The 26,534-nt window shown below is 38.1% G+C and carries 7 protein-coding genes and 1 pseudogene; 4 read left to right on the top strand and 4 right to left on the bottom strand.

The window, feature by feature from the left end; all coding sequences use genetic code 11:
- Positions 1–138: 138 nt before the first annotated feature.
- From PX484_RS01995 to PX484_RS01980, 4 genes and pseudogenes are all read right to left on the bottom strand, one after another.
- The gene (locus PX484_RS01995; protein WP_287670347.1) at positions 139–1,437 is read right to left on the bottom strand and encodes a 3-isopropylmalate dehydratase large subunit; all 1,299 of its coding nucleotides are present in this window, start codon (positions 1,435–1,437) and stop codon (positions 139–141) included.
- A 132-nt stretch (positions 1,438–1,569) separates the two neighbouring features.
- Positions 1,570–1,722: pseudogene (locus PX484_RS01990) on the bottom strand (3-isopropylmalate dehydratase); the annotation flags it as partial.
- Positions 1,723–1,881: 159 nt separating this feature from the next.
- Complete coding sequence (locus PX484_RS01985; RefSeq protein ID WP_287766347.1) at positions 1,882–2,946, bottom strand: isocitrate/isopropylmalate dehydrogenase family protein; 1,065 nt, start codon at positions 2,944–2,946, stop codon at positions 1,882–1,884.
- On the bottom strand, positions 2,930–4,108 hold the full coding sequence (locus PX484_RS01980; RefSeq protein ID WP_287766344.1) for a hydroxymethylglutaryl-CoA lyase-like TIM-barrel protein: 1,179 nt from the start codon (positions 4,106–4,108) through the stop codon (positions 2,930–2,932). Before PX484_RS01980 ends, PX484_RS01985 begins: the two co-directional genes overlap by 17 nt.
- Positions 4,109–4,600: 492 nt before the next feature.
- Between PX484_RS01980 and PX484_RS01975 the strand changes: the two genes are divergently transcribed.
- From PX484_RS01975 to PX484_RS01960, 4 genes are all read left to right on the top strand, one after another.
- The gene (locus tag PX484_RS01975) at positions 4,601–11,098 is read left to right on the top strand and encodes a non-ribosomal peptide synthetase (RefSeq protein WP_287766341.1); all 6,498 of its coding nucleotides are present in this window, start codon (positions 4,601–4,603) and stop codon (positions 11,096–11,098) included.
- Positions 11,099–11,103: 5 nt separating this feature from the next.
- Positions 11,104–14,340, top strand: coding sequence for a non-ribosomal peptide synthetase (locus PX484_RS01970; protein WP_288102726.1), 3,237 nt, complete (start codon positions 11,104–11,106; stop codon positions 14,338–14,340).
- Positions 14,341–14,576: 236 nt separating this feature from the next.
- On the top strand, positions 14,577–22,298 hold the full coding sequence (locus PX484_RS01965; RefSeq protein WP_287766334.1) for a non-ribosomal peptide synthetase: 7,722 nt from the start codon (positions 14,577–14,579) through the stop codon (positions 22,296–22,298).
- Entirely contained in the window at positions 22,295–26,506 is a 4,212-nt protein-coding gene (locus tag PX484_RS01960) for a non-ribosomal peptide synthetase (RefSeq protein WP_287766332.1), read from the top strand. The genes PX484_RS01965 and PX484_RS01960 overlap by 4 nt, the downstream gene beginning before the upstream one ends.
- The last annotated feature ends 28 nt before the right edge of the window (positions 26,507–26,534 follow it).

The following is a 26,534-nucleotide window of genomic DNA, read 5'->3' as shown; positions in this document are numbered from 1 at the left end:
TTAAATATTGGAAGAAAGGTAGTCGGAGAGGCCGCCTTTAGCGGGAATCCGATAGAGAGGTTCGTAGTTAACCCAGTACGGGTCAAAGCGTACAAAGCTAATTCTAGATGCAATATTTGCGTACAGAATTAGTAACTATTAATCAAGATTGGCAGTAATTTTTCCTTTGACAGCCGAAATTGCGACCGTTCTGGGGGAAGCCAAATAGTTTTTAGCGGTAGGGTCGCCACTGCGTCCTTTAAAATTACGATTGGTGGCATAGATTCCCGTTTCTTCCTTGTCTAATACTCCCTTTCCTGAGTTAATACAAGCTCCACAGCCAGATTTTAGTATTTGCGCTCCAGATTTCTCAAAAATGGCAAGATAGCCCAATTCTTCAGCTTTTTGACGTACTTCCATCGAAGCTGGCACCACGAATAAATCTACCCCCTGGGCAACCTGACGATCTTTTAATACCGCCGCCGCTTGAGCGAGATCGTAGAGTTTTCCGCCGGTACAAGAGCCGATGAAAGCTTTGGTGATAGGAACCTCTTCTAATTGAGTAATGTTAACTACCTGATCTGGTTTAGGGGGACGGGCAACCTGGGGTTCCAAATGGCTCAGATCAAATTGATAAATAGCCTCATACTCGGCATCGGGGTCAGCGATGCCAAAGGCACGCTTCGCGCACGCGTCTTCAAACCCGATTGGTGTGCGACTGGTAACATAATCGTTTGTCACTTCATCCGCCGCAATTAAACCACACATGGCACCACATTCAATGGCCATATTAGCCAAGGTCAGGCGTTCATCTAAGGGCAATTGTTCAATGATAGAGCCGCGAAATTCCATGACTTTGCTGGTGGCTCCCCCACAGCCCAATTTGCCCAGAATAAATAAGATAATATCCTTGGCACTAATCTGAGGAGGAAGGGTTCCCGATAACTCAAACACCAAAGTGGGTGGGACTCGTATCCACATATCCCCCATTGCAAAAATATTGGCCATATCTGTGGTTCCCACCCCTGTGGAAAAGGCTCCTAAGGCTCCATAGGTACAGGTATGGGAGTCCGTTCCTGCAATGATCATTCCGGGGCGAATAAATCCCTGTTCTGGGAGCAACACATGACAGATACCAGCCGCTTCCCCTGGAGACACGACATCCAACAGATGACAGCCTTGAGCTTGGGCAAATTTGACCATCTGCTCATACATAACCGGGGCTTTGTTATCAAGGCGAATGTCATTAATTTGGATAAAGTGATCAGCGACTAATACCACCCGTTGCGGATCCCATAATTGGGCGGTTTTTCCATAATTGTCATAAAATACCTTCGCGACCGAACTAGCCACCGCGTCATGGGATAAAGCCAGATCAATCTTGGCAAACACCCCTTCCCCTGGTTTGACATAATCATTGCCCGAAGCTTTTGCTAACATCTTTTCTACCCTGGTCATGGGACGGGCAGGGGTGATACTGGGCGGAATTTTAACCTTGCCTTGACGACGCTTTTGATTAAAGGCCATTAAGCCGCCCTCGTTGGCGATCGCTTCTACCACAGGGTTGCGTTCCGTTTCCCCAATAATTTCCAAGGGTAGTCCAATATTAATACTATTACGATAGAAAATTTCGGCGAACGATCGCGCTTTAACCTTTTTAATTCCAGCCGCTTTGAGGGCAATGGGGGCAATTTCCCGACTTGAGCCACAGCCAAAATTATCCCCTGCTTCGATCTCATCATACTTGAGTAGTTCTCCCACGCCAATGATGTGTTCTAAAGCATATTGTTTTAAGTGGTCTGGATCATCGTTCGTCCCTCTTTTAGCGGGAATAATATCGTCAGTATTAATATCATTTCCCAGGTAGAGGATTTTGTTAGCATCAGTCATGGATTAAACTCCTCATTCAGTAGGTTGTTCAAGGGAAATTTCTTCAAGGAATAGGTCAACGAGGGTAGCCGTATTGACCAAAGTTTCCTGGTTTTGAGGGAACAAATCGGCAGTGCGGTATCCTTTGCCTAAAAGTCGCTCCTGGGCATTAAGAATCCGTTGGGCGGCCTTGATTTCTCCCCATTGTTGTAGCATCAAAACACAACCCGCTAGAGTACCCAAAGGGTTGGCAATGCCCTTGCCAGCAATATCTGGGGCAGTTCCATGAATGGCTTCATACATCCCCAAACCCTGGTCATTGAGACTGGCTGATCCCAATAATCCAATGGAACCCACCAACGCTCCACCAATATCACTGAGAATGTCCCCAAACATATTCCCTGCCAAAATCACATCAAATTGTTGAGGATTGAGAACCAGTTGCATGGCTAAGTTATCACCGAGCATTGGGGACACCACCACATCAGAAAAATTGGTAGCTTCCTCTTGTACCAATCGAGTCCAAGGAATCTGAGGTAGGGCATTTTCTTTGTGGGCAACGGTCAGTAAACCTCGACGTTCCTGAGCTTTTTGGAGGGCTACCTTGGCAATACGACGAATTTCTCGATCGTAATAGCACATGGTGTGATAGCCGTAGGCCCCTTTTTCATCCGTACCCCGCCCCGCCGAGCCAAAATAGATGCCACTGACCAGTTCTCGAACGATTAAAATATCGAGATTTTGTACTTTCTCAGGTCGCAGACTGGATGTATGCAGTAAACCTGGGCAACTGCGAATGGGTCGCAGATTAATAAAAAAGTCGAAGTGCCTCCGTAGTTCTAGAAGTCCCCCTTGACTCACTGCCCCAAAAACAATGCCATCAGACCCTTCACACTGTTGGCTAGTTTCTGGGGGAAAAGTACTACCTAATTTTTCTAAGGCCATGCCACCGAGCAAGCCATAGTCTATAGTTAAGGCAAATCCCTCAAGTTGGGCAACTTGGCGCAGAATGGTTAAGGACGCTTCGACGACTTCAGGCCCAATACCTTCTCCTGGGATGGCAACGATACGATAGGATGATTTATTCAAAGATGCCATTTTTCCATAACTCCACCACCTCCTCGGCGGTAAAATATCGTTCTTGTTCTACAGCTAAGGTTTTGATCACAGAGCGCATTTTCTCATATTGTTCCTTGGGTTGGGGATGATTGAGTTCTTTTTCAAATAGATAACGGAAATTGCTGGCACCACTCCATTTTCCAAAGAGAATTTCAATCGTGTTGTGGGGCAACACGGCATAACTTTTGGGATCTACTAACAACGAATTGACGTGAATGCCAGATTCATGGCGTTGTGCTTGTTGGGAGTAAGGAGCGGCGGGACGAATGCCTTTTTGTTCCATATAATCCAGAACTGGGGCGATCGCCTCATAGTTAATGCCTTCGACTTCAATGCCAAAGCGAATTTTTAAGCCGTTTAATACCTGCTCAATGGCAACATTTCCTGAACGCTCACCAATGCCGCCAAAGGTTCCCGAAACGATGGTCGCGCCTGCCATAACTGATTGTAAGGTATTTTCTAAAGCCAAGCCTAAATCATTATGGTAGTGTACTCCTAGATTGACCTCTGTAGTGCTTTGCAAGAGATCGTTAACCCAAATATAACTTTTTTCGGGAGTCAAAACCCCAACGGTATCAGAGAGGTAAAAGTCTTCAACATAAGGACTGAAGGTACGCAAGCACTCAACCAAAAAGTCAAAATCGGCCCTTGAGGCATCCTCGATCGCAAATTTTACCCTTAATCCTGCTTCCTGAGTTGCATAGCGTAAATGGTTAACAATTTCATCAATGGCATTTTGACGGATTCGGTTAATAATGTGATCCGGAATGTCATCATCAATGGTCTTGCCTTGAAACTCTTTCATCTGAGAGATTTCATGATCGCGTAGAAAAAGTAAGCGATCAGAAAGCCCTTTAAAAAGTACGATCTGACCAAGATCACAGTCTTTAGCTATATCTATAAAATCCTTTTTGATCGGTGTGGCAGCAACAATTTGATGCTTTAATCCTTCTGCTACTAAGGTTTTGACTAATTTCGTTTCGTCATCACAAACACAAGGCATTATTTCGATCTCAGATACCCCTGTTTGAGAAATTAAATGGGCAAATTCCTGTTTCATTTTATGGGGAAAGAACAATCCAGCTTGTTGTTCCCCATCTCGTAAGGTCGTATCTGAAATTTTAATAGGAAGAGTTTCCATTTTTCCTCTAATTCATTAATTCATTAAAATTGCTGACTCATCTGGTTTTACAATGGTAAATAAAGCTAATACTGGATAAAAGCCTTTTACGTTAAGGATTCCATGATTAACACCCGTTTTTTTGTATCGCTATGATACAATTTAAGCTAGTAAGCCAGAAGAGCCAAATTGCCACAAAGTCCCGCCGATAAATTGAATGACTTACAGTATTGATATTACTGCCAATGTGGAATGTTGACAATTGAGGTTGATAAGAATATACAGCACTTTGCTTAATTAAACCGTGCAGACAAAAAGCTAAAATCCTTACTCAGCAAGCTTTGTAAAAAAAACTGTACGTCGAGATACCGATAAGTGCCATATTTATCAGAGGCTCTTGTCACCCCGTCAAATACAGATTTTTTTAAGTGATCGCCTTGTAATTTAGCGATCTTCTATGTTATTGTTCAAGACTAGGACTTCTAGCCACCGACTTCTCTAGGTATTTTTCCCATGTTCAATCAATGCACTCACCAATTATTTGAAATCCAAGTTGAACGCACACCCGAAGCGGTGGCTGTCCTGTCAGAACAAGGGCAATTGACCTATGAGGAATTAAATACTAAAGCGAATCAACTAGCCCATTATTTGCGAACCTTGGGGGTTAAGTCCGAGACATTGGTGGGACTTTGTGTTGATCGTTCCCTAGAGATGATCATTGGCTTATTGGGCATTCTTAAGGCAGGGGGAGCCTATGTACCGCTCGATCCGACTTATCCCAGGGAAAGATTGACCTACATGGTGCAGGATGCTCAAATATCTGTATTGGTCACGCAAGCGCAATGGTCTAACTTAATTTCCGACTATAAAGGACAGGTAGTTTGTTTAGATAGTCAATGGCCAAAAATTGCCAGTCATAGTCAGGAGAATCTGGTTAATACTGTAAATCCTGAGAATTTAGCCTATGTCATCTACACATCGGGATCAACGGGAAAACCGAAGGGGGTGATGATTGAACACCAATCCTTGGTAAATTTTACTAAACTAGCGATCGCTCAATACCAGATAACTAAACGCGATCGCACTCTTCAATTTGTCTCTATCAGTTTTGATGTGGCCGCAGAGGAAATCTATGTTACTCTTTGTTCTGGTGCTACCTTAATCTTACGAACTGAAGAAATGATCAGTTCTATTCCTTCATTTGTTCAAAAATCCCAAGATTGGCAAATAACTGTTTGGAGCTTACCCACCGCTTACTGGCATTTATTAGTCAATGAATTAGTTAAGAGTAAAATAGCATTACCAGACAGCTTGCGATTAGTCATTATCGGCGGAGAAAGAGTTCAACCAGAATTGGTGAGAATGTGGTTTAAAAATGTAGGAAATTTTCCTGAATTAATTAATGTTTATGGCCCTACGGAAGGGACAATTGCGGTAAGCCTTTGTCGCCTATCACAATTAACACAAAGTCAACGCAACAGGACAGAAATTCCTATTGGAAAGAGTTTAGGAGAAAATATTTCAGTTTATGTTTTAGATGAAACCTTAAAAACCGTTCCTCCTGAAACACCAGGAGAAATTTATATCGGGGGTACTGCGCTTGCCAGGGGTTATTTGAATCGTCCAGAATTAACTGCTCAAAAATTTATTCAAGCTCCCTTTAGCCCCTCAGAAAGATTATATAAAACCGGAGATTTAGGCAGATATTTAGCCGACGGTAATTTAGAGTATTTAGGAAGAGTCGATCATCAAGTTAAAATCAACGGTTTTAGAGTTGAATTAGGAGAAATTGAAACCGTTTTACTGCAACATCATCAAGTCGCTCAAGCCGTTGTTATTGATCGAGAAGATCCTCTGGGAAATAAAAGATTAGTTGCTTATCTTGTTCCCCATTCAACCGAGGAAAATTTAACCGTAACTCTGCAACAATTTTTGAAGAATAAGCTTCCGAGCTATATGATTCCTGCGACTTTTGTTGTATTAAATGAGTTGCCCCTTAGTCCCAATGGAAAAATTGATCGTAAAGCTTTACCCGTACCAGATTATGACGGGAACGAGCGTCAAACTCCCTTTATTGCCCCTCGTAATCACCAAGAAGAAAAATTAGCAAAAATTTGGCATCAAGTATTTGGATTAGAAAAAATTGGGGTCAATGACAACTTTTTTCACTTGGGGGGACATTCCCTAATTGCCACACAAATTTTATCTCGAATACGGGATATTTTTGAGATTGAAGTTTCCTTTAAAAAATTGTTGGAGAATCCCACAATTGGAGATTTAAGTCAAACAATTACAGAGCAACAGCAAGATAAAAAAACAACTAGCTTTAAAACAATCAAGCCTATTGCACGGGACGGTTATTTGCCTGTTTCTTTTGCTCAAGAAAGGGTTTATTTTATTGAACAATTAGCCCCCTCGATCACCGCCTATCAATTTCAAGAAAGTTTACGCATTAAAGGCTTTTTAGATGTATCTATTTTAGAAAAAAGTATCAGTGAAATTCTACGTCGTCATGAAATATTCCGCACCACATTTCCCTCTGTAGCGGGGAAACTGGTACAAGTCATTCATCCACCCGAACCCGTTACAATACCCATTATTGACTTACAAAATATTTCCAAAGATAAACAGCAAGAAGAGGTTCAAAAACTGACTGAGCAGGCAATCCACAAACCCTTTGATATTAGTCAATTACCGTTAATACATTGGACATTGTTAAAATTAAATGAGCAAGAATGGGTGTTAATTCATGTGGAACATCACATGGTACATGATGGCTGGTCATTTAATTTATTTTTAAAGGAATTAGTCGCCCTTTATCAAGCCTTTTCTCAAGGAAAACCTTCTCCATTAAGTGAACCTTCCTTGCAGTTTGTGGACTTTGCTCATTGGCAACGAGAATGGACGAAAACAGAGGAAGCAACAGCACAACTCAACTATTGGCATCAAAAATTAGCGGGTATTCCTCCTCTATTGGAATTACCCTATGATCGTCCTCGGCCAACTGAGCAAACCTATGGGGGAGCAAGAGTACGGGTAGATCTTCCTTTAGATGTTTGTCAACCTCTAAGAAGCCTAAGCCGCCAAGAGGGGGTAACGCTTTTCATGAGTATGTTTGCAGTCTTTGTGGCGCAAATTTATCGCTATACAGGCCAAGAAGACATCTGTGTGGGTTCTGGAGTGGCTAACCGACGGTTGCGGGAGACAGAGGGACTTATTGGCATGATTGTCAATAATATCGTGCTTCGTACTGATGTTTCGGGAAATCCCACTTTTAAACAACTGTTAGAGCAAGTACGTCAAGTTACCCTAGAAGGTTATGCCAATGAGGACTTACCTTTTGATAAAGTCGTCGAAGTGTTAAAACCCGTTCGTCATTTAAGTTATAATCCTTTATTTCAGGTGATGTTTAGTTTCCATGATGCTCAGTTACCTGATTTGAATTTGCCTGGATTGAGCATTAAACCGAATGATGCCCTTGCTAATAATTCGGCAAAATTTGACTTAGATATTGTGGTTATTCCTCGTTCTGAGCAACGGGTTGGACGTAATTCGACTTCGGAAACAAAAGGAATTGAGACCGAAGGAATTACGATGGTTTGGGAATATAATACTGACCTTTTTGATGAATCTACTATCAACAGAATGGTCGAAGATTATCAAACCCTATTACAAGGAATTTTAGCGAATCCCAATCAAAAACTATCTCAATATTCTCTGTTAACAGAGCAACAGAAACATCAGTTATTAGTGGAATGGAATAACACTCAAGCTGAGTATCCGAAAGTTAAGGGAATTCATCAACTCTTTGAAGAACAAGTCAAGAAAACACCAGAGGCGATCGCTGTTCTATTTGAGGATAAATACCTCAGCTATCAACAATTAAACGAACAGGCAAACCAACTTGCTCATTATCTCAAAACATTAGGAGTTAAACCTGACGACTTAGTCGGCATTTTTCTGGAACGTTCCTTAGAAATGTTCATTGGACTATTAGGAATACTCAAAGCAGGAGGAGCCTATTTACCCCTAGATCCCACCTATCCAGAAGATAGACTGGCTTATATGGTTAATGACGCTCAAGTTTCTATTGTGGTTACTTTAGAAAAATGGGCAAATCTAAAAACTCAACAGGCACTTCAATGGGTTTGTTTAGATAGTCAAAAAGACACTATTGCTCAAGAAAGTAGCCAGAATCCTGAACTTTTATTAAATGAAAAAAACCTTGCTTATGTTATCTATACATCAGGATCTACGGGACAACCAAAAGGGGTATTAATTGAACATCAATCTTTGATTAACTTTACCCAAAGTGCGATAAAAAAATATGAAATAACCGCACAAGATACCGTCTTACAATTCGCTTCTATTAATTTTGATGCGGCAGCAGAAGAAATTTATCCCTGTTTAAGTTGTGGGGGAACCTTAGTTTTGAGAACAGAAGAAATGATGAAATCTGTCTCAGCATTTATACAAGAATCTCAGAAAAAAGCAGTAACAATTTGGGATTTACCCACCGCTTACTGGCATTTATTAGTCAGTGAAATTATTCAAGAAAATCTCCGATTACCGCCATCTTTGAGACTGGTAATTTTAGGAGGTGAGCGAGTGTTACCAGAAAGGGTAAAAATGTGGCAGGAATATGTGGGACAATATCCCCAACTGGTTAATAGTTATGGCCCCACAGAATCCACCGTTGTCTCTACCCTACACTATCTAGAAGAAAGCCCTATTAGTCAACCAGAAATTCCCATCGGAAAACCCATTGATAACGTCCAAGTTTACATCTTAGATCAATACCTACAATCGATGCCTATTGGCGTACCTGGAGAACTTCATATCGGGGGTTTAGGGATAGCAAGGGGTTATTTAAACCAACCAGAATTAACGGTTGAAAAATTTATAGATAACCCTTTTAAAACGGGGGAAAAACTCTATAAGACAGGGGATTTAGTTCGCTATAAGTTCAACGGTAATTTGGAATTTTTAGGGCGCATTGACTCTCAAGTTAAGATTCGGGGTTTTCGCATTGAATTGACTGAAATTGAAACGGTTTTAAATCAATATTCATCCATCAAACAATCAGTCGTAATTGCCAGGGAGGATAGCCCAGGGATTAAGCGATTAGTTGCTTATGTTGTAGGTAATAAACATGAAAACAAAGTCGAAGAAATCCGCCACTATCTTAAGCAGAAATTACCGCCTTATATGGTTCCCTCTGCTTTTGTTTTCCTAGAGGAAATTCCTGTTACTCATAATGGCAAAGTTGACCATCGTGCTTTACCGATTCCAGAAACGACTTCCTTAGAAAGTGGGTTTGCTGCCCCTAAAACCCCGATAGAAGAACGTTTGACAGCAATTTGGGCTGAGGTCTTAAGACTGGAAAAAGTTAGTATTCATGATAACTTCTTTGAACTAGGAGGGGATTCAATTATTAGTATCCAGATGATTTCCAAAGCGAATCAAATGGGATTACAATTAAGTCCTAAGCAACTTTTTCAGTATCAAACCATTGCCGAATTAGCTACCGTTGTCGGAACAGATCAGCAAATAAAAGCTAATCAAGAATTGGTGACAGGAATTATCCCTTTAACGCCCATTCAACATTGGTTATTTGAGCAGGATTTACCTGATGTTAATTACTTTAATCAATCAGCATTAATTGAAGTTCCAGCAACAGTAAATCCAGAACCGTTAAAGCAAGTTATACAAGCATTACTGAATCATCATGATGCTTTGCGGTTGCATTATCTTCAAGAAGATGAAAATCTAACTCAAATTAGTGATAGCACAAAAGAAGCAATACCTTTAGAGGTAATTGATTTATCACAACTGTCTCCCGATCAGCAAAAAACAGCCATTATAGCCAAAGATGAAGAAACTCAAAGGAGTCTAAACCTAGCCACAGGAGATATTGTCAAAGTTGTTTTATTTAACTTAGGAAATGAACAACCCAGTCAATTACTTATCGTCATTCATCACTTAGCGATAGACGGAATTTCTTGGCGCATTTTACTTGAAGATTTAGCTACAGCCTATCAACAAATTAGTCAAGGTCAAGAAATTAAATTACCGTTAAAAACCACTTCATTTCAAGATTGGTCTAACCAATTAGTCACCTATAGTCAATCTGAAAAATTGAAACAAGAAAAAGATTATTGGCTATCCCAATTAACCGAAGAAATTGTTTCCTTACCTATTGATTATCCTTGGACAAAAGAGAGCAATCAGTTAAGCTTTGCTAAAGTCATTAACCTATCTTTGAATGAAGAAGAAACCCGTGGATTATTGCAAGATGTTCCTGGTGTTTATAATACCCAAATTAACGATGTCTTGTTAACTGCTTTACTGGAAAGTTTTAGCCAATGGACAGGAGAAAAATCTTTAATGGTTGACTTAGAAGGCCATGGGCGGGAAGATTTATTTGAAGTAATAGACTTATCTCGTACTGTTGGTTGGTTTACCACCTTATTTCCAGTGCGACTAGAAGGGAGTAAAACGGGACAACTTCCAGAAACCTTAAAATCAGTTAAAGAGCAACTGCGTCGTTTACCCAATCGTGGTATTGGTTATGGTGTTTCAAAGTATTTGTCTAAAGATGAAGAGGTTAAAAAAGAATTTGAGGACTTGATGAAAGCACAAGTTAGTTTCAATTATTTAGGTCAATTTGATCAGGTACTATCCGCATCAGGGGTTTTAGGAGAAGTCAAAGAATGGAAAACGGAACGAAGTCTTGTGGGAAACCGCAGTCATTTGCTAGAAATTAGTGGATTAATTCGTTCTCAAAAATTAGAAATGCAATTTGTTTATAGTGAGAAAGTTCATCAACGAGAGACCATTGAAAAATTGGCAAATGGATTTATGAGCGTCTTAAAAAGCCTAATTCTTCACTGTCAGTCATGCAAGGATAAAGGTTATACACCATCAGACTTTTCTGCTGCTCAAGTTAGCCAAGAACAGCTAGATAAGTTCCTGTCAAAAATCAATCAAAAGAAAGGTAAAACGAGGTAGGTTTAATGAATAACATTGAAGATATTTATTCCCTTTCTCCGATGCAACAAGGTATGCTCTTTCATACCCTTTATTCCCCAGAGTCTGAGGTGTATTTTGAGCAGCTAGTTTGTACCTTAAAAGGACGATTGAATCTTTCATTTTTTCAAGAGGCTTGGCAAGAAATTGTTGCTAAACATCCTGTATTAAGAACTTCTTTTCATTGGGAAGAAATTGAAAAGCCTCTGCAAATGGTCAGTCAGAAAGTAGAATTACCTTGGATGGTTTATGACTGGAAACATTGGGATAATTTACAACAAAAAGAAGCATTAGAGTCGTTTTTGAAAAGTGATCGCGCTTCAGGAATTGAACTTGCTCAGGCACCTTTAATGCGGTTTACTTTAATACAGTTAGAAACCGACAGTTATCAATTTATTTGGAGTCATCATCATATTCTATTTGATGGTTGGTCAATGCAGATCATTCTTCAAGAGGTTTTTGACTTATATGAAAGTTATAATCGAGGTGAATCTTTACAATTAAAATTCTGTCATCCCTATCGAGAATATATTAGTTGGTTACAGCAACAAGATAGTTCTCAAGCTAAGAAATTTTGGCAACAAAGACTTAAAGGGTTTGAAGCACCTATACCTCTGGTTGTTGATAAATTGATTGAGAATCAACCCCAACAAGAAAGTTATCAAGAAATTTCTTTTAAGTTATCTTTTGAGATTACGAATCAATTACAATCATTGGCACAAAAACATCATTTAACCCTTAATAATTTAGTACAAGGAGCTTGGGGTTTACTGCTTTCTCGTTATAGTGGAGAAACGGATATTGTTTTTGGCGCAACGGTATCTGGGCGCACGAGTGAGTTGCCAAATATTGATGCAATGGTGGGGCTATTTATCAATACTTTACCAGTGCGATTACAAATTTCTGGCAAAGAGCAATTGATTCCTTGGTTAAAAGCATTACAAAGTCAGCAATTTGAACAAGAACCCTATATTTATTATTCCTTAGCTGATATTCAGAAAAATAGTGATATTCCGCCTAAAATATCTTTATTTGAAAGTATTTTGGTATTTGAAAATTATCCAGTAGATTCCTCGAAAAATGCTTCGGAAAAAACCTTAGAAATTACTGATATTCGGTGTTTAGAAAGAACAAACTATCCTTTGACAGTTGTGATTATTCCTAATGTAGAACTATCAGGAAGAATTGTCTATGATACCCGTCGCTTTGAAGCAGAAACCATTGAGCGTATGATTGGACATTTGCAAACCTTATTAGCAGGAATGGCGAATCATCCAGAACTACATCTCTCTGAATTTTCATTATTAACTAAAGCGGAGGAAGAACAATTAATATTGGCAGAAAATCAAAATGATTCTCTAAACAAAGATATTGACTATCAATGTATTCATCGGTTATTTGAGAAACAGGTAGAAAAGACTCCTGATGCGATCGCAATCATTTATAAGAATGAACAATTAACCTATCAAGAGTTAAACCAAAGAGCTAATCAATTAGCCCATTATTTAAAATTTTTAGGCATAAAATTAGAGGATAAAGTAGGGGTTTGTATTGAAAGATCGCCTTTGATGGTAATCGCAATTTTAGGGATTCTTAAAGCAGGAGGGGCTTATGTTCCTTTGGATTTTGCTTATCCAGTAGAAAGATTAACTTTCATGCTCGAAGATGTAAAATGCCCCATACTCTTAACTCAAACTCATTTATCTAATCAACTACCAGTTAATGATATTCAACAGGTCATTAATATTGAGTCAGAATGGGAAAATATTAGTCAATATTCCTCTGACAATTTATTAACTCAAGTTACTCCTGATAACTTAGCTTATATTATTTATACGTCAGGTTCAACGGGAACCCCAAAGGGAACCGAAGTCCCTCATCGTAGCTTCATCGGTTTTATGTTTGGGGTTGATTATATTAAGCTTGATGCTGACAATATTTGGCTACAACATTCTTCAATTTCTTGGGATGCTTTAACTTTAGAATTGTGGCCACCATTGCTTTATGGGGGGCGTTGTGTGCTTTTCCCAGACAATGTTCCCACTCCTGAAAACTTGAGTAAAATTATCAAAGAAGAAGGGGTGAATATTCTCTGGCTGACTTGTGCTTTATTTAACCTAATTATTGATACAATTCCAGAAGCTTTATTAGAAGTTAAACAACTGATCATAGGAGGAGAAACTTTGTCTGTTTCTCATGTTCGTCGTGCTTTAGATTTATTACCACAAACACAAATTATTAATGGTTATGGACCTTCAGAATGTACCGTATTTACCTCTTGTTATGTGATTCCCAAACAACTCGATCAAAATGTCAACTCAATTCCCATTGGTAAACCTATTGGGGATAGAAGAGTTTACTTACTTGATCATAATTTACAACGGGTTCCTATCGGGGTTCCTGGCGAAGTTTACATAGGCGGAAAAAGTGTTGCCAGAGGTTATTTGAATCAGCCAATTTTAACCCATGAAAAGTTTATTGATAATCCTTTTTTAGCTGAGGATAGTCTTTATAAAACAGGGGATTTAGTGCGTCGTCTGAACGATGGAAATCTGGAGTTTTTGGGGCGCATTGATAATCAGGTAAAAATACGCGGTTTCCGCGTTGAATTAGGGGAAATTGAGACGGTTTTAACTAATTATTCTGAAATAAGGGAAGCTATTGTTACAATACGAGAAGATGTTCCTGGGAATAAATCTTTAGTTGCTTATCTGGTTCCCCAGAATTATCAATTAGTAGCCCGTGATGTCAGAAGTTATCTGAGTCAAAAATTGCCTAATTATATGATTCCGAATGCTTTTGTCTTTTTAGACAAATTTCCTCTCACTGCTAATGGTAAAATCAATCGTCTTGGTTTACCTGCTGCCGATATTTCCCAGCAGAATTTCGGAGTTGAATTTGTTGCTCCTCGAACTTCTACAGAACGGGAATTAGTAACAATTTGGACTGAAGTTCTACAGTTGACAAAGGTAGGGATATATGATAATTTTTTTGAATTAGGAGGTCATTCCTTACTGGCAACCCAACTGATTTCTAGATTAAAAGAAACCTTTGAAATTGAGTTTCCTTTCCGCTGCTTGTTTGAAAATCCTACCATTAGCCAACTAGCAAATAAAGTTGTTAACCAACAGATTGAACAAGTAAAGAGTGATGAGTTGGTGCAAATCTTGGGGGAGATTGACGAATTATCTGAAGATGAAGCGGCACAACAATTAATTTTGTGATTTTCAAGTCAACTACTGCTATAATTTTAGGAGTAGGTAAAACGAGGAATGCAAAATGTGGCCACTAAAAATTGGCTCTCTTGGATAAATTGTGTCAATTGTCAAATTTGCTGCTTTTGGGCGCAGCTTGCACCCCTATGATTCCCCAAAAACCTTGTGTAGGGGCGGATTGTGATCGCCCTTGGACTAGATAAGATAAATTTATAAACCCAATTTCCAGAGAACCTACAAATCCTATGAGTGATCTGCTAAAACGTTTAGAAAATCTTTCTCCTGAAAAACGAGAATTAGTGCTGCAAAAGCTGAAGCAGCAGCAGTCAAAAACGGATAATAATCAACAGAAGCAAAAATCATCATTGATTCCTGTATCAAGGGAAGAAGATATTCCTCTGTCTTTTGCTCAAACGAGACTCTGGTTTTTAGCTCAATTTGATCAAGAAAATTCTCCTTATCATGTGCCTATTTTTTGGGAAATTAAGGGAAGTCTTAATTTAAAAGCACTAGAGCAAGCGATCTCGGAAATTATTAACCGTCATGAAATATTACGGACGACTTTTTCTGTGGTTAACGAGTCTCCTGTACAGGTTATTAATCCTCCTTATCAGTTAACTATACCAGTGATTAATTTAGAAGGAGAGACAGAAAATATTAAATTAGAGAAGGCGCGACAATTAGCATCCGAAGAACTGCAAACCCCTTTTGAATTATCAACGAGTCCTTTATTACGCGTAAAATTACTCGAAATCAATCCTCAATTTCATATTTTATTGTTGGTTATTCATCACATCATTTTTGATGGTTGGTCAGTCGCTCTATTTCATCAAGAATTATCTACTCTTTATAGATCTTTTCGTCTGAATCAACCTGCTTCTTTGCCAAAATTAGCTCTTCAATACGCTGATTTTGCCCATTGGCAGCGACAATGGTTACAGGGAGAAATACTAGAAACCCAACTCGATTATTGGCGGCAACAGTTAAAAAATGCTCCCCCTCTCTTAGAATTCCCCGTTGATAAACCTCGTCCCTCTGTACAAACCTATGAAGGTTCTAGTCAATCTATACACCTCAGCCTGACCTTAACACAGCAATTGAAGGAGTTAAGTCAAACATCAGGGACAACTCTGTTTATGACCCTTCTTACTGCCTTTACGGTGCTACTTTATCGCTATAGTGGACAGGAAGATATCGTCATTGGAACGGCGATCGCTAATCGAAACCGCCAAGAGTTAGAGCCATTAATGGGCTTTTTTGTGAACACTTTAGCCTTACGAACTAATTTACAAAGTCATCTTACTTTTTTGGAATTGTTGCAACAAGTTAAGGATAAAACCCTGGCATCTTATGATCATCAAGACTTACCCTTTGAGAAATTAATTGACGAATTACAAATCGAGCGATCGCCGAGCAATCATCCTCTATTTCAAGTATTTTTTACCTTACAAAATGAATCTCAAGAGACCTTAGAATTGTCAGAGTTAACTATCAGTAATTTTGATTGGGAAAACAAAACAACGTTATTTGATTTAGGGTTGATTTGTCGGGAAACTCCCCAGGGGTTAATCGCAGAATTAGAATATCGGACAGATTTATTTGAAGCCAAGACCATTCAAGGAATAGCAAAACATTTAGAGGTCTTATTACAGGGAATTGTTGATCATCCTCAACAGTCAATTAATACTTTACCTTTGCTGACGGAATCTAACCAAAAACAACTGGAAATTTGGAATCAAACGGATAGTAACTATTGCCAAGATAAAACTTTAGTTGATTTATTTGAAAAACAGGTTAATCAAACCCCTAATAATATAGCATTAGTCTTTGAACAGACAAGCTTAACCTACCAAGAACTCAATCAAAAAGCTAACCAGTTAGCTCATTATTTACGAGAAAACTATCAGATTAAACCAGATAACTTAATTGGGATTTGTACCGAACGTTCATTAGAAATGGTTATCGGTTTATTAGGGGTTTTAAAAGCGGGTGCTGCTTATGTTCCGATTGACTACGATTATCCAGAAGATAGAATTAAATTTATTTTAGAAAATAGTAAAATTTCACTCCTATTAACCCAGAGTTTTGTTCAAGATAAATTATCCCTATCTCACCTAAAATCTTTAAGCCAGTTTATTGATTTAGACCGGTTTGATTATGACTTATTTTCAAGCCATAATTTAAAAGTTCAAAGTAAGCCTAATGACCTAGCTTATGTGATTTATACTTCCGGTTCAACAGGACAACCTAAAGGAGTAATGATTGAACATCAATCAATTGTTAATCTTTGCTTAAATTGGGGCAAATTATTAGACATTAAACCGCAAAGTCGTTTACTTCAATTTGGGTCTTTTAGTTTTGATTTATCCATTGGAGAAATTGCGGCTAATCTTAGTCATGGTGCTTGTTTATACTTAGCCCAAAAAGAAACATTACTACCGACTCAAACCCTAGTAGAATTTCTAGAAACTAACAAAATAACCCATAGCTTTTTATCGCCTTCAGCCCTATCTGTTTTACCTCAAGCCAAATTGTCCCATTTAGAAAATATAGCTGTTGGGGGGGAAGCCTGTTCGGCTGAAGTGGTAGAGAAATGGGCAAACCAAAGACAGTTTTTTAACTGCTATGGCCCTACAGAAACGACGGTGACAGCGACACTTTCTCTTTGTCAGGCAAATGGTCAAGAACCCAATATTGGTAAACCGTTAGATAATATCCGTGCCTATATTTTAGATGGGAATCAGCAAATCTTACCACCAGGCATACCTGGAGAATTATGTATTGCAGGAGTCTGTTTAGCGAGGGGATATTTCAATCGTCTAGACTTAACGGCTGAGAAGTTTATTGAAGTTAACTTATTGGGGAAAACTGAACGAATTTATAAAACAGGAGATTTAGCAAAATGGGGAGATAATGGAAATCTGAAATTTTTAGGACGTATTGATCAGCAAGTAAAACTGCGGGGTTTTCGCATTGAATTGGGAGAAATTGAGGCGGTTTTATTAGGGCATCCCATCGTTAAACAAGCTGTTGTTAACCTATATGAAACTGAAAATAATCAGCAATTAGTAGCTTATATTATCCCGCAAGAAAAACACCGTGATATTAGGGATGAATTGAAAAGCTTACTGAAAAGCCGTTTGCCCAATTACATGATTCCCAGTCAGATTATGATCTTGGAAACTCTTCCCCTAACCCCTAATGGAAAATTAGATAAAAAAGCCCTACCGATCCCTGATTTAAACACATTCACCGATGGCAAAATGCCTGTTACTCCCACAGAAGAATTATTAGCCAGTTTATGGCAAGACCTCTTGAAAATTAAGTCTGTAGGTCGTCGAGATAACTTCTTTGAATTGGGGGGACATTCCCTATTAGCTACCCAATTAGTCACCCGTATTCGTAATAGTTTTGGGGTAGAATTAGCCGTTCGTAAAGTATTTGAACATCCCCAATTATCAGAATTAGCTACAGAAATTAGTCAAGTATCATCAGCAGTTAGTTTACCCCCCATTATTCCCCAAGCCCAAAATGCCCCAAAAACTCTCTCTTTTGCTCAATCAAGACTTTGGTTTTTAGCCCAACTTGAAGGATTGGGAATATCGGCAATTTATAATATGCCTATGGCATTACAACTTCAAGGAAATCTCAATCTAGAAGTCTTAAAATTAAGCTTTTTCTATTTAATTGAACGCCATTCAATTTTACGCACTTATTTTCCCGCCGTTGATGGAAAACCTCAAGTCATCATTCAAAATCCCGAAAAAATAGAAGTCTTAACCATTGAAAATTTACAAAATATTGATTCTCAAACGCAAAAAGAAATCCTACAAAAATTAGTCAATAACCACGCACAAGAACCTTTTAACTTAAATACTGGCCCTCTATTTAAAGCCAAATTATTACAATTAGGGGAAAGGGATTTTGTCCTCTTAATTAATATGCACCACATCATCAGTGATGGTTGGTCAATGGGAGTATTTAAGCGAGAATGGCAACAAGTTTATCGTGCCTTAGTTAAAGGTCAAACTCCTCAATGGGAACCTTTACCGATTGACTATACTGATTATGCAGCTTGGCAACAAAATTGGCTACAAGGAGATATTTTAGAAACCCAATTAAACTATTGGAAAAATCAACTCAACCATGCACCTGCTTTACTAGAAATCCCCACAGACTATTCTCGTCCTCCACAGCAGAGTTATAAAGGGGTTCTCTATGAATATGAGTTGACGGCAGAATTAACTTATAAACTTAAAAATTTAAGCCAAAAACAGGGCGTTAGCCTTTTTATGACTGCCTTAGCTGCTTTTAGTGTTTTACTGTCTCGATACAGTGGTCAAAGTGATTTGTGTATTGGTTCTCCTATTGCTAACCGCACCCATCGTCAGACTGAAGATTTGATGGGCTTTTTTGTCAATACTTTGGTATTAAGAAATAAGATTAATTTTGATAACAGTTTTATAGATTTATTGCAACAAACTCGACAAATTTGTTTAGATGCTTATGCTCATCAGGATATCCCATTTGAGTATTTAGTCGAACAATTACAACCAGAAAGAAGTCTCAGTTATAACCCCTTATTTCAGGTTATGTTAGTCTTGCAAAATACCTCAGAGGTAGGTACTAAAATTAGTTTGCCAGAACTTGAGATTAAATGGTTTGAACAGAATTATCCCTTTGCTAAGTTTGATTTGAAATTAGATTTATCCGAGTATGATAATAAGCTTCATTGTGTTTGGGAATACGCCACAGATTTATTTGCAGGGGAAACCATTCAAAGGATGGCACAACATTGGGAAATTTTGCTAGAAGCAATTGTTGATTCTCCTCAACAATCTATTTATAAATTACCGTTTATTACAACGACAGAAATTGAACAATTTAAAATCTGGAATCAAACCGATATTGATTATCCAAAAGATCAAACTTTGGTCACTTTGTTTGAATATCAAGTAACAAAAACCCCTGACAATATTGCTGTTGTATTTAAAGAACAAAGCTTAAGTTATCAGCAACTGAACGAAAAAGCTAATCAACTAGCTAATTATTTATTAGATTACAAAAAACAACATCAATTACCAGATAATTCGTTAATAGGAATTTGTGTTGAGCGATCGCCTAAAATGATCATCAGTTTATTAGCTATTCTGAAAACAGGTAGTGCCTACGTTCCCATTGACCCTAATTATCCCCGTGATCGCATTCACTTTATACTTGAAGATAGTCAAGTACCTATATTAATAACAACTGATTTATTTCAAGAAAAGTTATCGCTTAAACAACAAGATAATTCTTGTTTTATCATTTCATTAGATCAGAAAAAATGGCAAAATCAATCAATTAATAATCCTCCTCGTCAAAGTAATCCTGATGATTTAGCTTATATTATTTATACCTCTGGTTCTACAGGGAAACCCAAAGGGGTTGCTATTGCCCATTCTAGTACCGCAGTGCTGCTTGAATGGGCGCATTCCGTCTTCAGTGCAGAACAACTCTCAGGGGTCTTAGCATCAACCTCAATTTGTTTCGATCTTTCCATCTTTGAAATGTTTGTTCCCCTAACTCAAGGGGGTAGTATTATCATAGTTAAAAATGCTCTGGATACTGAGCAAATTCGTAACAGTATTGTGCCTATTACCTTAATTAATACAGTACCAAGTGCTGCGGCTGAATTGCTTAATATGAATGCTATTCCAGCAACAGTCCAAGTGATAAATTTAGCAGGTGAACCATTAAAAAATAATTTAGTACAAGCTTTATATAAACAGACATCCGCCAAATTGATTTATAATCTTTATGGCCCCTCGGAAGATACAACTTATTCTACCTTTACAAAAGTGTTCAGAAATGCTCAACAAGAACCAACTATCGGTAAAGCGATCGCGAATACTCGCCTCTATATTCTAGACAGTTATAATCAACCTGTGGCCCCTGGTATTCCTGGAGAACTTTGCATTGCAGGTTCAGGTTTAGCTCAAGGTTATTGGAATCGTCCCGATCTTAGCGCGGAAAAATTCATTAATCTTAATCTATTTAACCAAACTGAGCGAATTTACAAAACAGGTGATCTTGCTCGTTGGCTATTAGATGGTAATTTACAATACTTAGGTCGCATTGATCATCAAGTTAAAATTAGAGGATTTCGCATTGAATTAGGAGAAATTGAAGCATCTTTAGTCAAACATCCCGACATCAAGGAATCTGTTGTTATTGCACGAAAAAATACAGATTTTGATGCCAATTTGGTGGCTTATATTGTTCTCTCTAAAAAAGACTCAGAAACTGAATATTTACAAGGAGAACAGGTGGAAATGTGGCAAGAAGTTTTCAATAGAGCTTACTTTCAACCCCAGACTCCTGAAAAAGATTTTACCCTTAATTTAGCAGGTTGGAATGATAGCTATACAGGAGAACCGATTCCTCAAAATTTGATGGAAGAATGGCGAGACAAAACTGTTGAACAAATTCTAGAATTAGCACCTAAACGAGTTTGGGAAATTGGTTGTGGAACAGGGATGTTATTATTTAAAATTGCGCCCCATTGTCAAACCTTTTTCGGGACGGATTTTTCAACCAAAGCTTTACAGTATGTTCAGGAAAACTTAACATTACAAAATCTTGAGAAAAAGGTTACATTAAAGCAAAGTTCAGCGAACCAATTTGAGGGAATTACTCCCCAAAGTTATGATTTAGTTATTCTCAATTCTGTGATTCAATATTTCCCCTCAGTTGATTACCTATTGGGTGTTTTAGATGGGGTAATCAACTCTATAGAGACAGGGGGTAAAATCTTAATTGGGGATATGAGAAACCTTAAACTTCTAGAGGCTTTCCATACAGCCGTTGAATTTTATCGTGCGGATGATGACCTATCCATTAAAGAATTACGTCAACGAATTAGAAACGGTCTGAGGACAGAAGAAGAATTACTGATTGATCCAGATTTCTTTATTTTCCTAAAACAAAAATATCCTCGTATTAGTCAAGTCCAAATTGAATTAAAACGGGGTTATAATCAGACAGAAATGAATCGTTTTCGTTACGATGTTGTTCTATATTTAGATCAACCTCAACCATTAGTTACAAAATGGCAATGGTTAAACTGGGAAGTAGAACAACTCAGTCTAGAAAAGATTCAACGTATTTTAGACACTCAAAAACCTGATTTGTTAGGGATTGAAAATATTCCCAATATTCGTCTGATTTCAGAAATGGTATTATTGGAAAAAATTCCTGAGTTTGAGGGAACCGTTAAACAATTGAAAGCCATTTTAAGCCAGATGGAAATTGGTATCAACCCTGAAGCATTACGAACCTTGACGGAGGACTTACCCTATACTCCATTTGTTCAATATGGTGATCGCGAATTTTCCACTTTTCAAGTCATTTTTCAACGCAATACAAACTATCCTTTTAGTCAGCCTCGTTTTGCTTCTAAAAATAGCTTAGATTCCCTAAGCTGGGAAAATTATGCTAACCAACCTTTAACCCTAGAAACTAATCATGTTGATCCCGCTTTAATTGCCCAGTTCCGAGAGTATTTAGGGCAAACCCTCCCCGATTATATGATTCCCAGTCATTTTGTTCAACTGGAGAAATTACCCTTAACGCCCAATGGAAAAATAGATCGTAAAGCCCTTCCTGATCAGAATACACCTATCTTATTAACTGACATTGAATTACCTGAAAACCCTACAGAAGAATTACTGGCAGGTTTATGGGCTAAACTACTTAAGTATGAGGTAATTTCTCGACAAGATAATTTCTTTAATTTGGGAGGACATTCACTTTTAGCGACCCAGTTAATTGCCCGTATTCGTGACCAATTAAAAATAGAATTACCCCTAAGTAAAGTATTTGAATATCCCATTCTCAAGGAATTAGCGAACTATCTTGATACCTGTTTATGGGTTAATGCTTCAGAGGATTCTCAACCTTTAGATGAAGAGGAAATTGAATTATGAGTAATGATCAACAAATTATTAAGTTAATGGGCCGGTTGCGGGAACTCGGATGTCGCATTTCCGCTGATGGCGACAATTTACGCCTTCGGAAAACAAAAAATGACATTCCAGCTGAATTAATCCAACAAATAAAAATTAATAAAACAGAAATTTTAGCTTTTTTAAATACAGCTAAAGACCAAGCTGTTACATCTCAAAAAGATATTCCTAAATTACCTACAAATGCCTTAAAACAGCTTTCGTTCGCTCAACAAAGACTTTGGTTTTTAGGGCAAATTGAAAACTCTAATGCCACATATAATATGCCCATGAGTTTACAATTGGAGGGAAAACTTAATGTTGATGCTCTCTTTGAGAGTTTAGCCTATGTCATCGATCGCCATGAAAGTTTGCGAATGTATTTTCCCACTGTGGAAGGGCAACCCAAAATTCGGATTAAAAATATAGAAAATTTTAACATTTTGAGCGTACAAGATTTAAGCAATCTTGATCAACCAACTCAGTCTATAATGGTTCAAACCTTAATCAATAATCATGTTCAAGAACCGTTTAATCTCAAAACTGGCCCTTTATTTAAAGCTAAATTACTACAATTAAAAGACGACCAATTTATTTTGCTGCTAAATATGCACCATATCAGCAGTGATGGCTGGTCAATAGGTATCTTTATTCGTGAATTATGCCATGCTTATCTTACCTTTTCCCAAGGACAAAAACCAACCCTTGAACCCTTACCAATTCAATATAGCGACTTTGCAACTTGGCAGCGAAATTGGTTACAGGGAGAGGTATTAGAAACCCAGATTAACTATTGGAAAAAACAACTAAAAGACGCACCACCACGATTAGAATTACCCACAGATTATCCCCGTCCCCCAATACAAAGTTATAAAGGATCTCATTATAGCCATACCTTAACCCCTGAATTAACTGAGCAATTAAAAACCCTCAGCCAACAAGAGGGGGTGAGTTTATATATGCTTTTATTGGCGGTTTTTAATCTTTTACTCTCTCGTTATAGCCGCCAAGATGATTTATGTATTGGTTCCCCTATTGCCAATCGTCCCCATCCTCAAACTGAAGGATTAATCGGCTTTTTTGCCAATACCTTAGTGCTGCGAAATCAAATAAAGTCGGAACAAAGTTTTCAACAATTTTTACACCAAACTCGTCAAACTTGTTTAGACGCTTATCAGCATCAGGATATTCCTTTTGAGTTTCTTGTCGAACAATTAAAGCCTGTTCGTAGCCTTAGCTATAATCCTATTTTTCAAGTAATGTTTGCTGTGGAAAATAATGACAGTGAAGCTCTCAATTTGCCAGGATTAAAGATTGAATGGATAGACTCAAGTTATCCCTTTGCTAAGTTTGATTTATCCCTTTTAGCTTTAGAATCTGATGGTCAATTAAATTGTAACTGGGAATACGCAACTGATTTATTTGAAACAATAACCATTCAGCGAATGGCAGAACATTGGGAAGTTTTATTACAACAAATTGTTACTAACCCACAGCAAACAATTTCGACCCTATCTTGGCTAACCAAAGCTGACCAAAAACAATTAGAACTTTGGAATCAAACCAATACAAATTATCCTCAAGATAAAACCTTAGTTGATTTATTTGAAGAACAAGTAAATAAAACCCCTGACAATATAGCATTAGTCTTTGAAGAACAAAGTTTAACTTATCAAGAACTAAGTCAAAAAGCTAACCAGTTAGCTCATTTCTTGCATCAAAATTATCAAATTAAACCTGATACCTTGATTGGAATTTGTATTGAACGTTCTTTAGACATGGCGACCGCCTTATTGGCAGTTCTTAAAGCAGGTGCAGCTTATGTTCCGATTGACTCCAATTATCCAGAAGAGCGAATTAAATATATATTAGAAAATAGTAAAATTTCGCTCTTATTAACGCAAAGTTTTATCAATGATAAATTATCTGGGTTTTTCTCGGAGTTTTCTGGTCAGTTAATTAATTTAGATCGGCTTAATTTTGAGTCATTTCCCTGCCATAATTTAGCACTTCAAAGTAAGCCTAATGACCTGGCTTATGTGATTTATACTTCGGGTTCAACAGGACAACCCAAAGGGGTGATGGTTGAACATAAAGGGTTGTGTAACTTAGCTCTGGTTGAAATTGAAACTTTTGATGTGCATCCCTCAAGTCGAGTGCTTCAGTTTGCTTCCTTTAGTTTTGATGCTTTTATCTGGGAAGTTTTGATGGCTTGGGGAGGGGGAGCAACGCTTTATTTGGGAAATAAAGACAATTTAATGCCTGGTTTACCCTTAGTTGAGCGATTACGGGATGATGCTATCACCCATATTACTTTACCGCCGTCAGCCTTAGCAGTGCTACCCTGGGAAAATCTACCCTCTTTGCAAACTATCATTGTTGCGGGGGAAGCTTGTTCCCCTGAATTGGTGAAAAAATGGTCACAAGGACGAAATTTCTTTAATGGTTATGGCCCAACAGAGGGAAGTGTTTGTGCAACGATCGCAAAATATACATCTTTTGAGGAGAAAATAACCATTGGTCGTCCGATTCCCAATGTGCAGGTTTATATTTTAGACTCTCACTTACAACCAGTTTCTATCGGAGTACCAGGGGAATTACATATAGGAGGAGCAGGATTAGCCAGGGGTTATCTGGATCGTCCTGACTTAACGGCGGAGAAATTTATTGAAGTTAACCTATTAGGAAAAATCGAACGAATTTACAAAACGGGAGACTTAGCTAAATGGCAAAATGATGGCAATATTGAATTTTTAGGACGCATTGATCATCAAATCAAATTGCGGGGATTTCGCATTGAATTAGGGGAAATTGAAGCAGTGTTGTTAAAGCATCCTGCCATTAAAGAAGTAATTGTCAATTTACATAAAACTGAAAATAATCAGCAATTAGTGGCCTATGTCACAGGCGAACTAATTGATGATCTTTCCCAACAATTAAAACAACACCTGAAAACTCATTTACCTGATTATATGATTCCTAGCCAAATTATAAGGTTAGATGAATTTCCCTTAACCCCCAATGGCAAAATTGATCGTCAAGCTTTACCCCATCCTAACCATGAATCCCAAAGTCTATATGAAGCTCCTCGTAACAACATTGAACAACAATTAACCGAAATTTGGTCTTTAATAGTTGAATGTGAAAAAATTAGCATTCATGATAACTTTTTTGATTTAGGCGGCCATTCAATACTAGCAATTAAGCTCCTAAATGAGATTCAAAAAAACTTTAACCAGGAACTGTCTTTAACCAGTTTGTTTCAGAATCCCACCATTGCTCAATTGGCACAACAACTATCTCAATTTGAGGTACAACCGTCTATTTCTGACTTATTAGTATTGCAACCTTCAGGGCAGAAAATCTCTATATTTTGTGTTGCTGGGTCTAATGGACACGCCTTCTATTTTCGAGATTTTGCCATGAATTTTGCCGATGAACATCCTGTTTATGGACTAGAAACACCAGGCAGGGACGGTTCTCATTCTCTCCCCATTTCAGTAGAAGATCATGCCAGTTCGCTGATCAAAACCTTACAACAAAAACAACCGAAAGGGCCTTATATCTTAATAGGATATTCATCGGGTTGTTCTGTTGCCTTAGAAATGGCTTTTCAACTAGAACAACAAGGGGAAATAATCAGTTTACTGGGAATATTTGATGCGGGACTGGTGGCTAATCCTGATTATATTACCAAAAGAAGCGACCTAGATTGGATCTGGAATATGATTGAACGAATTGAGGCTGTTAAAGGAATTTCTTTAGGTCTTAACTATGAACAATTAGCCGCCCAATCCGATGATCAAAACCGTTGGTATCTTGCGGCGGAGGCGTTATATCATCACAATGTTTTACCAGAACACTCTACCCTATCTTTGCTGAAAACCAATCTTGAGGTGATGAAACGAGTTACTCTTAATTATGCGGCTTATCAACCTAATTTTGTAATTTCTGCCCCTATTGTTTTATTTCGCGCCCAAGATGTCAAAGAAATTGTGGTGCAAGAACATCAAGCCATGTCCCATTATCAGCAATCCGATTGGGGATGGCAACCTTATAGTAACAAACCTGTGCAAGTGATTTCCGTACCAGGAAATCATGGACAAATGCTCTATGAACCCAATGTCAAAATTTTGGCTGATCAACTTAAAAAATCAATACAAGAGCATTTTAATCAACCTGAAACCTAAAGCAAAGTTTTGCTTGCTGATCTGTAAT

The sequence above is a fragment of the Microcystis sp. M49636_WE2 genome (assembly GCF_030065375.1).
In the GTDB taxonomy this organism is placed as follows: Bacteria; Cyanobacteriota; Cyanobacteriia; order Cyanobacteriales; family Microcystaceae; genus Microcystis; species Microcystis aeruginosa_C.
Note: the sequence above shows the minus strand (reverse complement) of the source record. Positions and strands in the feature narration are given on the sequence as shown.

What these genes read in the sequence shown, in the direction of transcription:
- PX484_RS01995 (WP_287670347.1), bottom strand. Translation starts at nt 1,437, where the DNA reads ATGACCAGGGTAGAAAAGATGTTAGCAAAAGCTTCGGGCAATGATTAT.
- PX484_RS01985 (WP_287766347.1), bottom strand. Translation starts at nt 2,946, where the DNA reads ATGGCATCTTTGAATAAATCATCCTATCGTATCGTTGCCATCCCAGGA.
- PX484_RS01980 (WP_287766344.1), bottom strand. Translation starts at nt 4,108, where the DNA reads ATGGAAACTCTTCCTATTAAAATTTCAGATACGACCTTACGAGATGGG.
- PX484_RS01975 (WP_287766341.1), top strand. Translation starts at nt 4,601, where the DNA reads ATGTTCAATCAATGCACTCACCAATTATTTGAAATCCAAGTTGAACGC.
- PX484_RS01970 (WP_288102726.1), top strand. Translation starts at nt 11,104, where the DNA reads ATGAATAACATTGAAGATATTTATTCCCTTTCTCCGATGCAACAAGGT.
- PX484_RS01965 (WP_287766334.1), top strand. Translation starts at nt 14,577, where the DNA reads ATGAGTGATCTGCTAAAACGTTTAGAAAATCTTTCTCCTGAAAAACGA.
- PX484_RS01960 (WP_287766332.1), top strand. Translation starts at nt 22,295, where the DNA reads ATGAGTAATGATCAACAAATTATTAAGTTAATGGGCCGGTTGCGGGAA.